This window comes from Streptomyces sp. NPDC056486 (assembly GCF_042795295.1).
GTDB lineage: Bacteria > Actinomycetota > Actinomycetes > Streptomycetales > Streptomycetaceae > Streptomyces.
The window spans coordinates 52366-66951 of record NZ_JBHTSF010000037.1; the positions used below are offsets into that span (position 1 = coordinate 52366).

The window sequence follows — 14586 nt, forward strand, 5'->3', positions numbered from 1 at the left end:
TGTGTTCCGTCACTCGTCCGCGTACCTGTTCGGTCACTCGCCGGAGCGGTCGCCCACCGGCGCGTGCTCGACCGCCGTGTGGACGTCGATCTCGCGCCAGAAGCCCGCCCTGATCGCGTACCGGTCGTGTTCGTCGATCTGGTCGTCCTTGTGGGCGAGCAGGCCGAAGCGGGCCGCGTACCGCAGGAGCTCGCCGTCGACGCGGTGCGGGATGCGCGGGTACATCGTCGAGAGCTTCTGCAGGTTGTGCTGTTCCGGCAGGCGGGCCATCCAGCGGCGCGCGAACACCTGCCCGACCTCGAAGGGGTCGCCGCCGACGGTGGTGATGTCCTCCTCGCGGTCGGCCCAGCGCTGCTCGGCCGTCGTCAGCTGGGCGAGCGTGGGCAGTGCGGCGGCCTCCGGGCTCTCCGCGGCGCCGCCGGGGCGCTCGACCCACCCCTTGTCCGAGGACCAGCGCAGCGTGGCGTTGGTGGGGTGCTGTGCGGCCTGTGTGCCGGGGCCGCGCAGGGCGGCCAGGTCCTTGGGGGTGGGCACGCCCTTGCCCGGGGGCATGTGGTGGTGGGCGCCGCTGTCGCCGTTGGTCCCGGCATCGACGTGCTGGCCGTGCTCACTGTGCTGGCCGTGGTGCACCCCTGCGGCCTCGTCGGCGGCCCGCTGGGCGCTGGCCGCGAGCGCGGACTCCGGCAGGGGCGCGGAGAGGATCGCGGCGATCTCGGGGCGCGGAATGGGAGAGGGCGCGCAGACGCCGGTGAGCTCCTTGGGGCGGACGGCCTTGGTGATCCAGGTCCGGTCGAGGACGCGGCGCTCGTCGGCCTCGGCCACCAGGTCCTCGGACTGGTTGTAGTCCCCGTCGGCGGCCTGTACGGCCCACAGGTGGACGGCGACGCCGTGCTCCTTGGCGGCCATCATGCCGGGCAGCAGGTCCCCGTCGCCGGTGATGAGCACGATGTCCGAGCAGGCGCGGTTGCGGGCCAGCTCCGTCAGCTCGGCGTGCATGGCGGCGTCGACGCCCTTCTGGGCCCACCGTCCGTCGCTCCGGGTCAGCGCGCCGAGCCGGACCGTCACGCGCGGCATGACCCGCAGCCTTCGGTGCTCGGGCTGCGGTACGCGGTCGGGGGCTCCGTCGAACCAGTAGATCCGCAGCAGGGGGCGCTCGGTGTCGGATTCGGCGCGCTCACGGATGCCCTGGATCAGGGCGGTGTGATCGACGGTGATCCGGGACCGGGACGGCTCGCCCGCGAGGAGACTCGCGGCGGCACCCAGCAGATACCCGGCGTCCACCAGGACGATGCAGCGGTCCACGCGATCCACCCTCTTTCCCTGGAGATTCCCTGGAAGTAATGGTTCGGGTTTCCTTCGAGTCTGCCCGACCCTGCGGAGGTTAACGGCCGGAACTCGATCTTCGGCGTGGCGCATCGCGACTTCACTCTTCGACAGGCCTTATTACGCACGGTAATTCTCTGAAATGCGCAGCTTGTCGCCATATGTGAATCTGGTCGCGTCCTGGCCCCCAGATTTCCTTCAGGAGGAAGATCACTATGGCCAAGAACAAGAACCGCAAGCAGGGCGACGACCAGAACCGCGCTTCGGCCGCGGAGCAGGCGCAGGAGCAGGCCAAGTCGTCTGCGGAGCAGGCCGAGCAGCGGGTTCAGTCCGCGGTTCAGTCGCAGGGCAGCCCGGCCGAGGTCGCCCGCAAGCATCAGCGTCGTTTCGGCCACAACTGACGCGCACGCAGGCGTATATGCGTGAAGGGGCGCACCCGGAATTCCGGGTGCGCCCCTTTCGTGAGGTCTGGACCGGGTCCCGGCCGAGCCTGGACCTATCCGGCCAGACAGGACGCGCCGAGCAGCACCTTAAGGTCACCGAAAAGGGCGGGATCCGGCTGCACGCGGTGGCGGTCGAGCCGCAGCACCGTCGTCTTCTGCGCGCCCTGGAGCTTGATCCGCACCTCGCTGTTGCCCCGGTGGTGGCTGAGGATCTCGCCGAGGCGGCTGACCATCGGCGGGGTCACCCGCACCGTCGGGATGGTGATCAGGACGGGCGCGTTGGTGCCCGCGTTCGACAGGTCGGGAACCTGCATCTCCATGGCGACGAGGCGCGGCACGTCCTCGCGCTTGTCGAGACGGCCCTTGACGAACACCACGGCGTCCTCGACGAGTTGGGTCGACACCAGCTGATACGTCGCCGGGAAGAACATGCACTCGATGGAGCCCGCGAGGTCCTCGACGGTCGCGATCGCCCAGGCGTTGCCCTGCTTGGTCATCTTGCGCTGGAGGCCGGAGATGATGCCGCCGATGGTGACGATCGAGCCGTCCGAGTAGTCACCGCCTGTGAGCTGTCCGATGCCCGCGTCGGCCTTGTCGGAAAGGACGTGCTCCAGGCCGAAGAGCGGGTGGTCGGAGACGTAGAGACCGAGCATCTCCCGCTCCTGGGCGAGCAGATACGTCTTTTCCCACTCGTCGGTGGAGAACTCCACGTCGAGCCCGAAGCCCGGCTCGTCGCCGCCGCCCTCGTCGCCCATCCCGCCGAAGAGGTCGAACTGCCCCTCCGCTTCCTTGCGCTTGACCTGCACCACGTTGTCGATCATGGGTTCGTACTGCGCGGTGAGTCCCTTGCGGGTGTGCCCCATCGTGTCGAAGGCGCCCGCCTTGATCAGCGACTCCGTGGTGCGCTTGTTGCAGGCGGCGGCCTCGACCTTGTCGAGGTAGTCGGGGAAGGAGGCGAACTTCCCCTTGGCCTTGCGCGAGCGGACGATCGACTCGACCACGTTCGTACCGACGTTACGGACCGCCTCGAGGCCGAAGAGGATCACGTCGTCGCCCTGGGCGGCGAAGTTGTGCACGGACTCGTTCACGTTGGGCGGAAGGACCTTGATGCCCATGCGCCGGCACTCGTTCAGGTAGATGGCCGACTTGTCCTTGTCGTCCTTCACCGAGGTGAGCAGCGCGGCCATGTACTCGGCGGGGTAGTTCGCCTTGAGGTAGGCGGTCCAGTACGTGACGAGGCCGTACGCCGATGAGTGCGCCTTGTTGAACGCGTATCCGGCGAAGGGGACCAGGACGTCCCACAGGGCCTGGATCGCGGCGTCCGAGAAGCCGTTCTTCTTCGCTCCCTCCTGGAAGAGGACGAAGTTCTTCGCCAGCTCGTCGGGCTTCTTCTTGCCCATCACGCGGCGCAGGATGTCGGCTTCACCCAGGGAGTAACCGGCGATGATCTGCGCGGCCTTCTGCACCTGCTCCTGGTACACGATGAGGCCGTAGGTCAGACCGAGCGTCTCCTTCAGGGGCTCTTCGAGCTCCGGGTGGATCGGCGTGATCTCCTGGCGGCCGTTCTTGCGCTCCGCGTAGTTGATGTGCGAGTTCATGCCCATCGGGCCCGGCCGGTAGAGGGCCGAGACGGCGGAAATGTCCTCGAAGTTGTCGGGCTGCATCTGGCGGAGCAGCGAACGCATCGGTCCGCCGTCGAACTGGAAGACGCCGAGCGTGTCACCGCGGCAGAGCAGTTCGAAGGTCTTCGGGTCGTCCAGCGGGAGCGAGAGCATCTCCAGGTCGACGCCCTTGCCCGCCCGCACCATCTTGACGGCGTCGTCCATGATGGTGAGGTTTCGCAGGCCCAGGAAGTCCATCTTGAGCAGGCCGAGCGACTCGCACTGGGGGTAGTCCCACTGCGTGATGGTGACGCCGTCCGTGTGTCGCGTCCAGAGCGGCGCGTGGTCGACGATCGGCTCGCTGGACATGATCACGCCGGCCGCGTGCACACCCATCTGCCGGACCAGGCCCTCGACACCCTTGGCGGTGTCGATGACCTTCTTCACGTCCGGTTCGTTCTCGTACATCCCCCGGATCTCGCCCGCCTCGCTGTAGCGCGGGTGCTTGGTGTCGGTGATGCCGGAAAGGTCGATGCCCTTGCCGAGGACGTCGGCGGGCATCGCCTTGGTGAGGCGGTCGCCCATCGCGTACGGATATCCGAGCACGCGCGCGGAGTCCTTGATGGCGTTCTTCGCCTTGATCTTTCCGTACGTGCCGATCATGGCGACCTTGTCGGCGCCGTACTTCTCGGTCACGTACCGGATGACTTCCACGCGCCTGCGCTCGTCGAAGTCGATGTCGACGTCGGGCATGGAGACGCGCTCGGGGTTGAGGAAGCGCTCGAAGATCAGCCCGTGCGTGATGGGGTCGAGGTCGGTGATGCCCATGGCGTACGCGACGATCGAGCCGGCCGCGGAGCCTCGTCCCGGGCCCACCGCGATGCCGTTGTTCTTGGCCCACATGATGAAGTCGGCGACCACGAGGAAGTACCCGGGGAACCCCATCTGGATGATGATGTCCATCTCGTACTCGGCCTGCTTCTGCCGGTCGTCGGGGACACCGGCCGGGTAGCGGCGGCCCATGCCGACCCGGACCTCCTCCTGGAACCAGGTGACTTCGGTGAAGCCCTCCGGGATATCGAACTTGGGCATGAGGTCGCGCTTCTCGAACATCCCGGTGGTGTCGATCTGCTCGGCCACCAGAAGCGTGTTCCTGCACCCCTCCTGCCAGGCGTCCGAGGAGTCCACGGCGTACATCTCGTCGGTGGACTTGAGGTAATAGCCGGTGCCGTCGAAGCGGAAGCGGTCGGGGTCCGAGAGGTTCTTGCCGGTCTGGATGCAGAGCAGGGCGTCGTGCGCGACGGACTCGTGCGCGTACGTGTAGTGCGAGTCGTTCGTCACCAGCGGCGGGATGCCGAGCTTCTTGCCGACCCGCAGGAGGTCGTCGCGGACCCGGCGCTCGATGTCGATGCCGTGGTCCATCAGCTCCAGGAAGTACCGGTCCTTGCCGAAGATGTCCTGGTACTCGGCGGCGGCCTTCACCGCCTCGTCGAACTGGCCCAGACGCAGGCGGGTCTGGAGCTCTCCGGAGGGGCAGCCGGTGGAGGCGATCAGGCCCTCCGACCACTGGGAGATCGTCTCCTTGTCCATGCGCGGCCACTTCTGCAGCCAGCCTTCGGCATACGCGTCCGAGGAGAGCTTGAAGAGGTTGTGCAGGCCGGTGCTGTTCGACGCCCAGATCGTCTTGTGCGTGTAACCACCCGAACCGGACACGTCGTCGCGCTTCTGGTGCGGCTGGCCCCACTTGACCTTCCGCTTGTTGCGGCGGGACTCCGGCGCCACATACGCCTCGATGCCGATGATCGGCGTGACCCCCGCCTTCTGCGCGGAGTGGAAGAAGTCGTACGCCCCGTGGAGGTTGCCGTGGTCGGACATGGCGATATGTGTCATGCCCATCTCATTACAGGCGTTGAACATGTCCTTCAGCCGCGCGGCACCGTCCAGCAGCGAGTACTGGGTGTGGACGTGGAGGTGCGTAAAGGGCGGCTTGGTCACGGCGGGAGGCCTCCGGAGAACGAACGGCGACAGGCTGCGGGCAGTCTGGGGGGTCAGCGGGGAAGTCTAATCCTCGGCGCTGACAACCGGGCGGGCACTCGGGGGTACCGTCATGCGTTGGACAGGTCGGAACGCCTGTCCCAAATGTTCTGAACACCCGTCCCACATGTCATGCACGACCTGCACCAGGAGGCACCCCGCGATGTCGGAACCGCAGCCCACCGCTGATCAGCGCGGCGAGCAGATCCTCTCCGTCTTCGACACCGCGTTCGGCGAGCTGCTCGCCGCGGACCCCGCCGCGTTCAAGGTGAAGTTCCGGAAGATGGCCGCCTCCGCCTTCGCCTTCTACCGCGGCACGGCCTGCCTCTTCTACGGGGACCTGGAGCGCGAGCAGCACGGCGGTCCTTACCTGGACGAGCGCACGGGACGGGTGTGGATCCACGGCGACCTGCACGCGGAGAACTTCGGCACGTACATGGACGCCCAGGGCCGCCTGATCTTCAACGTGAACGACTTCGACGAGGCGTACGTCGGCCCCTTCACCTGGGACCTGAAGCGCTTCGCCGCCTCCGTGGCCCTGATCGGGTACACGAAGGCGCTCAGCGACGAGCAGATCACCGACCTGGTGCGGGTCTATGCCGCGGCGTACCGCGAGCGGATCCACGACCTGGCCACCGGCGCCAAGAGCGACGAGGTGCCGCCCTTCACCCTCGACACCGCCCAGGGCCCGCTCCTGGACGCGCTGCGCGACGCGCGCTCGCTGACCCGCTTCGGGCTCCTGGAGTCCATGACGGAGATCCGCGACTTCGAGCGCCGCTTCGCCTCGGGCGGCGGCTCGATCGAGCTCGACGCGGCCACCCGCTACAAGGTGCTCGCCGCCTTCGACGGCTATCTGGAGACGCTCCCCGAGTCCTCGCTCACCCGCCCCGACTCGTACCGCGTGAAGGACGTCGTCGGGCGCCGCGGCATCGGCATCGGCTCCGCGGGGCTGCCTTCGTACAACATCCTCCTTGAAGGCAACAGCGACGCGTTGGAGAACGACGTCGTGATCTACCTCAAGCAGGCCCAGACCCCGGCCGTCTCGCGGCACATCACCGACGGCGCGGTCCGTGACTACTTCCAGCACGAGGGCCACCGCACGGTCATCTCGCAGCGCGCGCTCCAGGCGCACGCCGACCCCTGGCTCGGCTGGACCGAGCTGGACGGCGCCGGACAGCTGGTCGCCGAGGTCTCTCCGTACGCCGTGGACCTGGACTGGTCGGACATCGACGACCTGGACGAGATCGCCGCGGTCATCGCCGACCTGGGCCGCGCCACCGCCACGATGCACTCTGCCGCGGACGACGAGAGCGGCCACTCCGACCTGGTGCCGTTCTCCACGGAGCGCGCGATCGACGCCGCCATCGCGGCGGACGAGGAGAGCTTCGCGGGCCTGCTCGTGGACTTCGCACATGAGTACGGGGCGCGTGCCCGCAAGGACCACCAGATCTTCGTCGACCTGTTCCGTAACGGCCGGATTCCGGGTCTGCAGGACATCGTGTAACTCATAGGCACCCTTTAGGGCTGCCTTACGGGAGCACATGACAGACTCGGCTGCGCGATGGACATATCCGGAACCCAGCTCAGAGCCGTGCGCGCGGCCCTCTTCACGACACTCGTCGTGACGCTCTCCGCCGCGTCGCACGTCCTGCTGTCCCGGGCCCCGCTGCCGCTGACCACCGTCGCCGTGATCGCCGGTGCGGTCTTCGTCGTCGCGTACGCACTGGCGGGACGCGAGCGCGGCTACGGCCGGATCGCCGCCCTGCTCATCCCGCTCGAGCTGGCCGCCGACACGGTGTTCACCACGGGGCAGCACGTCTGTTACGGCCAGGCGGGCGGACCCGTCGCGGGTCCGCTGCGCTCCGTCGGCTTCGACGTGCTGTGCGGCGGCGGCAGCGTCGGCACGCCACTGGCCCGGATGACCGGCGACGGACACCGTGCCGCCGTGCTGCTCGCCGACGCCGAGCCGAGCGCCGCCTGGCTGCTGCTCGGCGCGCACATCGGGGTCGGTCTGCTCGCGGCGGCCTGGCTGCGGCGCGGCGAACGTGCCCTGGCCCAGGTCCTGCGCGCGATGGCCGCGTGCACCTTCCGGCCGCTGCTCGTCGCGGTCGCCGCGGTGAGCATCCGCATGCGGCCCATGCGCCGCGTCCCGCGCCCCGCGCGCCGGGTACGGACCGCGCGTTCGCGGCTTCTCGTGCACTTCGTGGGACGGCGTGGACCGCCGTGCTCGGCCGTCTTCGCCTGAGCACCACCGTCCCCACGCATGTCACCCCTACGGAGAACATCATCATGAGCAAGCGCAACAGCCAGGCGGCCAAGTCGGCGGCCCGCGAGCGGATCCGCGCCCAGCAGGAAGCCGAGCGCAAGCGGGAGAAGCGGAAGCGGTCGATCATCGTCGGCGTCTCCGTCGTCGCGGTCCTGGCGATCGCCGGCGGCATCGGCTACGCCGTCATGCAGTCCAACAAGCCCGGCCACTGGGAAGCCGCCGCCGACGAGAAGCTGGTCAAGCCGGCGAACTCCTCGGGCACGGACGGCACGACCGTCGTCCTCGGCAAGGACAGCGCCAAGAAGACCCTCAAGGTCTACGAGGACCCGCGCTGCCCCGTCTGCGCCAGCTTCGAGCAGACGGTGGGTCCGACGGTCGAGAAGGACCTGAAGGACGGCAAGTACAAGGTCGAGTTCGTCGGTGCCACGTTCCTGGACCGCAACCTCCAGGGCGAGGGTTCCAAGAACGCGCTCAGCGCGCTCGGTGCCGCCCTGAACGTGAGCGACCAGGCCTTCCTGGACTACAAGAAGGCCATGTTCTCCAAGGAGAACCACCCCTCCGAGACGGAGGACAAGTTCAAGGACGACGCGGTCCTGACCAAGATCGCGAATGAGGTCCCCGAGCTCAAGAAGAGCAAGACCTTCGCGAAGGACGTCAAGGACGGCACGTACGACCGCTGGGCCCTCGAGATGTCGAAGAAGTTCGACGACAACAAGTACGGCGTCGAGGGCACGCCCTCGTTCGTCATGGACGGCAAGAAGCTGACCGGCCCCGACAAGAAGAACGCCCCTTCGACGGTCGAGGACTACAAGAAGGCCATCGACGCGGCGCTCAAGGGCTGAAGCATTTAGCCGAAGCACTTATCTGAGGCACTTGGCCGAAGAGCGGGCGAACGTTTCACTGTTCGCCCGCTCTTGGCGATTACTGATCAGTAGGGTAATCGCCCGTGACCAGTCGAATCAGCGAACACAGACCGCTCAACTCCCCGGCCCCGAGCCGCCGTACGGTCGTCAAGGCCGCTGCCGCCACCGCGGCCCTCGCGCCGCTCGCCGCCGCTCCCCTCGCGCACGCAGCCGAAGGGCCCGCCTTCCACCACGGAGTCGCCTCAGGCGACCCGCTGCCCGACGGGGTCCTTCTGTGGACCCGCGTGACACCGACACCGGAGGCCTCGCCGGGCTCCGGCAAGGGGCCGGACACCGAGGTGCGGTGGGAGATAGCCAAGGACAAGGGCTTCACCCAGGCCGTCGGCAGCGGCAGCACGACCGCACGGGCCGCCGCCGACCACACGGTCAAGGCCGACGTAAGGGGCCTGAGCCCTGCCACCACCTATTACTTCCGCTTCTCCGTGAGCGGCTCGGGGGGCGACGGCACCCCGGTGCACTCCCCCGTCGGCCGCACCCGCACCACCCCCGCACACGAAGCGGCCGCCCCCGGTGTCCGGTTCGGCGTGGTGTCCTGCGCCAACTGGGAGGCCGGCTACTTCTCCGCCTACCGCCATCTCGCGGCCCGCACCGAACTCGACGCGGTGCTGCACATCGGCGACTACATCTACGAGTACAAGAGCGGCGAGTACCCCGCCGCCGAGTACGGAGTGCGGCAGCACGAGCCGCGGCACGAGATCATCAGCCTCGCCGACTACCGCACCCGGCACGGCGTCCACAAGACCGACCCGGACGCGCGGGCGATGCACGCCACGCACCCGCTGATCGCGATCTGGGACGACCACGAGTTCGCCGACAACACCTGGTCGGGCGGCGCGGTGAACCACTCCCCGGAGACCGAGGGCGGCTGGGCGCAGCGCATGGCGGCCGCCAAACAGGCGTACTTCGAGTGGATGCCCGTGCGTCCTTCTACTGAAGGCACCGTCTACCGCCGCCTGCGCTTCGGCAAGCTGGCCGATCTGCACCTGCTCGACCTGCGTTCCTTCCGCTCCGAGCAGGCGGGCTTCGGCAGCGGTGACGTGGACGACCCAGGCCGTACGATCACGGGCCGCGCCCAGCTCGACTGGCTGAAGGCGGGCCTCGCCTCGTCCGACGCCTCCTGGAAGCTGGTCGGCACCTCGGTGATGATCTCGCCGGTCGCCTTCGGCTCCGTACCGGCCCATCTGCTGCGGCCCATCGCGGAGTTGCTCGGCCTGCCCAAGGAGGGCCTCGCCGTCAACGGTGACCAGTGGGACGGCTACACCGACGACCGCAAAGAGCTCATCTCGCACCTGGTCGACAAGGCCGTCCGGAACACGGTCTTCCTCACCGGCGACATCCACATGTCCTGGGCGAACGACGTGCCGGTCAAGGCCGCCACGTACCCCGGGTCGCCCTCCGCGGCCACGGAGTTCGTGGTCACGTCCGTGACATCGGACAACGTGGACGACATGCTGCACGTCGCCCCGCACACCCTCTCGCTGGTCGCGGTGGGCGCGGTGAAGGCGGCCAACCGCCATGTGAAGTGGCTGGACATGGACTCGCACGGCTACGGCGTCCTCGATGTCACCGCCGAGCGCTCGCAGATGGACTACTACGTCCTGTCCGACCGCAAGGACCCAAGGGCGACGTCCGAGTGGGCCCGTTCGTACCGCACCCTCAGCGGCACCCAGAAGGTCGAGCGGGCGTCAGCCCCGGTGCGCTGACCGGGTCACATGTGTCGGTGCCGCCCTCTACTCTTGCGGCATGAGCGGCACGGGGGACGTGGTGGACGGGCGCTTCGAGCTGCTCGAACGGCTGGGCAGCGGGGGCATGGGCACGGTGTGGCGGGCACGCGACACCGTGCTGCACCGCGAGGTGGCCATCAAGGAGGTGCGGCCCGCGGGGCACGAGCTGACGGACGAGCAGTCGCGCGTCCTGCGGGAGCGGGTGCTGCGCGAGGCCAGGGCGCTCGCCCGGCTCAACCATCCGCATGTGGTGACGATCCATCACATCGTGGACACGGGACCGCACCCCTGGCTGGTGATGGAGCTGCTGCCGGGGCGCACGCTCCAGGATCTCCTGGAACAGGGCACATTGGCGCCGCACGATGCGGCGCGCATCGGCCGCGAGCTGCTCTCGGCGCTGCGCGTCGCCCACGCGGCGGGCATCCTGCACCGGGACGTGAAGCCCGCCAACATCCTGCTGCGGGACGAAGCTCCCGGCGGCTCGGGCGTCTCCGTGGTCCTGACCGACTTCGGCATCGCCTCTCTGCTGGGCTCCGATCAGCTCACCGCCACCGGCGACCTGATCGGTTCGCCGGAGTACATCGCGCCCGAGCGCATCCGCGGCACGGCGGACGAGGGCCCGGCGGCCGACCTCTGGTCGCTCGGCCTGGTCCTCTACGTCGCTGTGGAGGGCGTCAGTCCCCTGCGCCGCGCCTCGACGCTTGCCACACTCGCCGCCGTGCTCGACGACCCGGTGCCGCCGCCGGTGCGCTCCGGGCCGCTCGCCCCGGTCCTGAGCGCCCTCCTCGTGCGGGACCCGGCGCTGCGCCCGGACTCGGAACGCCTGGACGCGATGCTCGCCGCGGTGGCGAACGGGATCACCTGGCAGCCGACGGAGACTTCGGGGCGGCCCGCGCGCACGGTGGGGCCGCCGCCCGCCGAGCCCCGAAGACGTACGCATCTGATCGCCGCGGTGGCGGCCGTAGTGCTCGCATCGGTCGCCGGTGCCGCACTGGTGCTCGCGCTACGGGACGGGGGAGGGACGTACAAGGAGGAAGGCAAGGGCGGCGGCAGCACCTCCGCGGGGGCTTCGCCCAAAGCGTCACCGGCGGCAACGAAGTCGTCCGGGAGCCCCGGCCCGTCCGGGGACACGACCGAGCCGTCCGCGTCATCGCCCGATGCCCCATCGGCCTCGGACAGCTGGATCGCCCAGCTCTTCTCCGAGCCCGTCGGCTCCGGCACGGCCGCCCGCGACCGCAGGCTCGCTGCTGTTCGCAAGGACGTGCCGGAGGCGGAGTATCTGCGCAGCGACGATTACGCGTCGCTGCGGCCGGGCTTCTGGGTGATCTACGCTCCCGGGCCCTTCGCGGACGGCCGGGCCGCCCTGCGGTTCTGCGCCGAGCGCGGCAGGACCAGCGGCAACGAATGCACCGGGCGCTACCTCAGCCCGAGCGGCGGCGACTACGGCCTGCAGTGCAAGCCGCCCGTGAGCGCCCCGACGGGACGCTGCACGCGCACGTGAACGGCGGCGCTCGCCGCTACAGCGTCTCCAGGAAGCCGATCGCCGTCCGCCATGTCGACTCCGCCGCCTCGGCGTCGTAGTCGTCCAGGTCGGGGTCGGTGTAGATGTGGCCCGCTCCCGCGTAGCGGTAGACCTCCACATCGGCGCCGGCCCGGCCCATCTGCAGGTACCAGGCGCTCAGCCAGTCATCCGTCTCGAACGGGTCCGGCTCGGCGACATGCAGCTGCACCGGCAGCTCGTCCACCGTCGCACTCTCCGCGATGTCGGACGTGCCGTGCAGGAGCAGCAGGCCGCGCGCCTTGTCGTCGCCGAGGGCGAGGGTCTGCGCGGTCGCCGCGCCGAACGAGAAGCCCGCGTAGACGAGACCCCGCTCGGAGTAGGGCGCGGAGGCCAGAATCGCCCGCTTGAGGAGCTCTTCCTTGCCGAGCTCGTCCTTGAAGGCCATGCCTTCCTCGACGGTGTCGAAGGTGCGCCCGTCGAACAGATCGGGCGTCGTCACCTCGTGTCCCTCGGCGCGCAGCCGGTCGGCCGCCGCGTGCACCGCGGGCCGCAGCCCGTACGTCGAGTGGAAAAGCATGATGTTCATGAGGCCATCGTGCCACTTACCCTCGGGGGCATGGAGAACGTACTGCGTCCGTTGATCGTGGTCGGCGGCTCGGTCGTGATCACGCTGGCCGTGGTGTGGCTGGCCGATGTGCTGCTGCGCCGGGCCGACGACCGCCACCCCGACAACCCACTGTGGGGTCTGCTGCGCCGCTGCCGACTCCCCTTCCAACTTGTCCTCTGTGCCGCCCTGCTGCGCGGCTCCTTCGAACAGGCCAAGATCGCCAAAGACCATTCGTCGGGCATCGGGCAGACGCTGACCCTGGTGCTCATCGGGTCCGTGGCCTGGCTCCTCGTCCGCATCGCGACGGCCATCGTCGAGTCCACGTACGCACGCTATGCCAACGCCCACCGCGACCCGGCCCGGGTCCGCCGGGTGCGTACACAGGTCACCCTCATCCAACGGGTGGTCACCGCGATCGTCGGCGTCGTGGCCGTCGGAGCGATGCTGCTTACCTTCCCCGCCATGCAGGCCGCCGGAACATCACTGCTTGCGTCGGCGGGGCTTCTCGGCATCGTCGCGGGCGTCGCGGCCCAGTCCACGCTGTCCAATCTCTTCGCGGGGCTGCAGATCGCCTTCGGCGACATGGTGCGGATCGGCGACACGGTCGTCGTGGACGGCGAGTGGGGCACCGTGGACGAGATCACCCTGACCTTCCTGGCCGTGCGCACCTGGGACGAGCGCCGGATCACGATGCCGGTCTCGTACTTCGTGTCGAAGCCCTTCGAGAACTGGTCGCGCGGCGGCTCCCAGATGACCGGCACGGTCTTCTTCCAGCTGGACCACACGGCGCCCATCACCGAGATGCGCGAGAAGCTCCAGGACGTCCTGCGCGAGTGTGCCGCCTGGGACGGCAGGGACTGGGGTCTTGCGGTCACGGACACGACGCCGAACACGATCCAGGTGCGTGCCCTGGTCACCGCCAAGGACGCGGACGACATCTGGACGGTGCGGGTCACGGTGCGCGAGCACCTGATCCGCTGGCTGGCCGAGCGCCATGCCTACGCGCTGCCGCGGGTCAACACGGCCTGGGCGGAACTCCCGCCGGAGGACGAGAACCCGCAGCGGCCTCGCCCTGTCGTGCCGCGCACCGGCCGGGGCTGAGCCGCCACCATCTGTCAGCTGCCGTCCATCAGGACCGCAGGCTGCGTACGTCGAGGTGGTGCAGGACCCGGTCGACGATCTCGGGGTCGGCGCCGGGTTCGCTGCGCGCGGCGAGGATCTCGTGGCGGGCGGCCGACATCATGTCGCGCTGGATGCGCTGGACCGCCTTGAGACGGTCGGCGCGCTTGGAGTACCGCTCGCGCCGTTCGTCGTCGACGATGTCGGGGCTGATCCTGGCGCCGATGTCGAACGCCCCGCGCAGCAGCCGCTCCGTGAGGTCCTCGGGCAGCTCCTCGACCTCTTCGATCTCCTTGAGGCGGCGCTTGGCCGCCTTGGCCGCCCGGATGGCGAGGTCCCGCTCGATGGCCCGCTCGACGTCGGTGTCCGCGCGCACCCCGAGCTTCTTCACCAGCCAGGGCAGGGTGAGCCCCTGGACGACGAGGGTCGCCATGATGACGCAGAAGGCGATGAAGATGATCTCGTCCCGGGCGGGGAAGGGATCCCCGTTCTCGGTCTTCAGCGGAATGGCGAGGGCCAGGGCGACCGATGCCACTCCGCGCATCCCGGACCACCACATGACGACGGTCTCGCGCCAGGTAGTCGGGATCTCCTCGTCGATGTCCCGCAGCTTGTGCAGCCGCTTGGCGAGCCAGGTCGCGGGCAGCAGCCACATCAGTCGTACGCCGATGACGACCGCGACGACCGCCGCGCCCCAGCCGATCATCTGCCACTCACGGCCGCTCGCCGTACCGAAGACGTTGTGCAGTTCGAGCCCGATGAGCCCGAAGGCGACACCGGTGACCAGGGTGTCGACGATTCTCCAGAACGTCTGCCCGGTGATCCGCCCGAGCACGTCGTCGGCGTCGGCGGCGTGCTCCGCGAGGTAGAGCGCGGTGGTCAGTACGGCGAGCACGCCGGAGCCCAGCAGCTCCTCGGCGAGGACGTAGCTCACGAAGGGCACGAGCAGCGTCAGGCCGGTCTGCAGGGTGGCCTCGCCGAGGATCCCCATGAGTTTGTTGGTGAGCCAGCCGAGCGCGAACCCCACGGCGACGGCGACCACCGC

General features: G+C 69.0%; 11 protein-coding genes. 7 read left to right on the forward strand and 4 right to left on the reverse strand.

The window, feature by feature from the left end; all coding sequences use genetic code 11:
* Window positions 1-33 precede the first annotated feature (33 nt).
* On the reverse strand, window positions 34-1302 hold the full coding sequence (locus ACFQ7F_RS17400; RefSeq protein ID WP_383271198.1) for an NYN domain-containing protein: 1269 nt from the start codon (window positions 1300-1302) through the stop codon (window positions 34-36).
* Between the two features lie 236 nt (window positions 1303-1538).
* Between ACFQ7F_RS17400 and ACFQ7F_RS17405 the strand changes: the two genes are divergently transcribed.
* Entirely contained in the window at window positions 1539-1724 is a 186-nt protein-coding gene (locus tag ACFQ7F_RS17405; RefSeq protein ID WP_383271199.1) for a hypothetical protein, read from the forward strand.
* 95 nt (window positions 1725-1819) lie between these two features.
* On the opposite strand, the gene dnaE is transcribed toward ACFQ7F_RS17405, so the two are convergent.
* Window positions 1820-5362, reverse strand: coding sequence for a DNA polymerase III subunit alpha (gene dnaE, locus ACFQ7F_RS17410; RefSeq protein WP_383271200.1), 3543 nt, complete (start codon window positions 5360-5362; stop codon window positions 1820-1822).
* Between the two features lie 202 nt (window positions 5363-5564).
* On the opposite strand from dnaE, the gene ACFQ7F_RS17415 reads away from it, so the two are divergent.
* From ACFQ7F_RS17415 to ACFQ7F_RS17435, 5 genes are all read left to right on the forward strand, one after another.
* Window positions 5565-6905, forward strand: coding sequence for a DUF2252 domain-containing protein (locus ACFQ7F_RS17415; protein ID WP_383271201.1), 1341 nt, complete (start codon window positions 5565-5567; stop codon window positions 6903-6905).
* Window positions 6906-6962: 57 nt separating this feature from the next.
* Window positions 6963-7646, forward strand: a complete 684-nt coding sequence (locus ACFQ7F_RS17420) for a hypothetical protein (RefSeq protein WP_383271202.1) — start codon at window positions 6963-6965, stop codon at window positions 7644-7646.
* 44 nt (window positions 7647-7690) lie between these two features.
* Entirely contained in the window at window positions 7691-8509 is an 819-nt protein-coding gene (locus ACFQ7F_RS17425; protein WP_383271203.1) for a thioredoxin domain-containing protein, read from the forward strand.
* Between the two features lie 104 nt (window positions 8510-8613).
* Window positions 8614-10293 (forward strand): alkaline phosphatase D family protein, encoded by a 1680-nt coding sequence (locus ACFQ7F_RS17430; protein ID WP_383271204.1) that lies wholly within the window; start codon window positions 8614-8616, stop codon window positions 10291-10293.
* Window positions 10294-10333: 40 nt separating this feature from the next.
* The gene (locus ACFQ7F_RS17435; RefSeq protein ID WP_383271205.1) at window positions 10334-11815 is read left to right on the forward strand and encodes a serine/threonine-protein kinase; all 1482 of its coding nucleotides are present in this window, start codon (window positions 10334-10336) and stop codon (window positions 11813-11815) included.
* A 16-nt stretch (window positions 11816-11831) separates the two neighbouring features.
* On the opposite strand, the gene ACFQ7F_RS17440 is transcribed toward ACFQ7F_RS17435, so the two are convergent.
* Complete coding sequence (locus ACFQ7F_RS17440) at window positions 11832-12401, reverse strand: dienelactone hydrolase family protein (RefSeq protein WP_383271206.1); 570 nt, start codon at window positions 12399-12401, stop codon at window positions 11832-11834.
* 30 nt (window positions 12402-12431) lie between these two features.
* On the opposite strand from ACFQ7F_RS17440, the gene ACFQ7F_RS17445 reads away from it, so the two are divergent.
* Window positions 12432-13523 (forward strand): mechanosensitive ion channel family protein, encoded by a 1092-nt coding sequence (locus tag ACFQ7F_RS17445; RefSeq protein WP_383271207.1) that lies wholly within the window; start codon window positions 12432-12434, stop codon window positions 13521-13523.
* Window positions 13524-13551: 28 nt separating this feature from the next.
* Here the strand turns inward: ACFQ7F_RS17445 and ACFQ7F_RS17450 are convergent.
* The coding region (locus ACFQ7F_RS17450; RefSeq protein ID WP_383271208.1) for a cation:proton antiporter at window positions 13552-14586 on the reverse strand (1035 nt) is incomplete at its 5' end.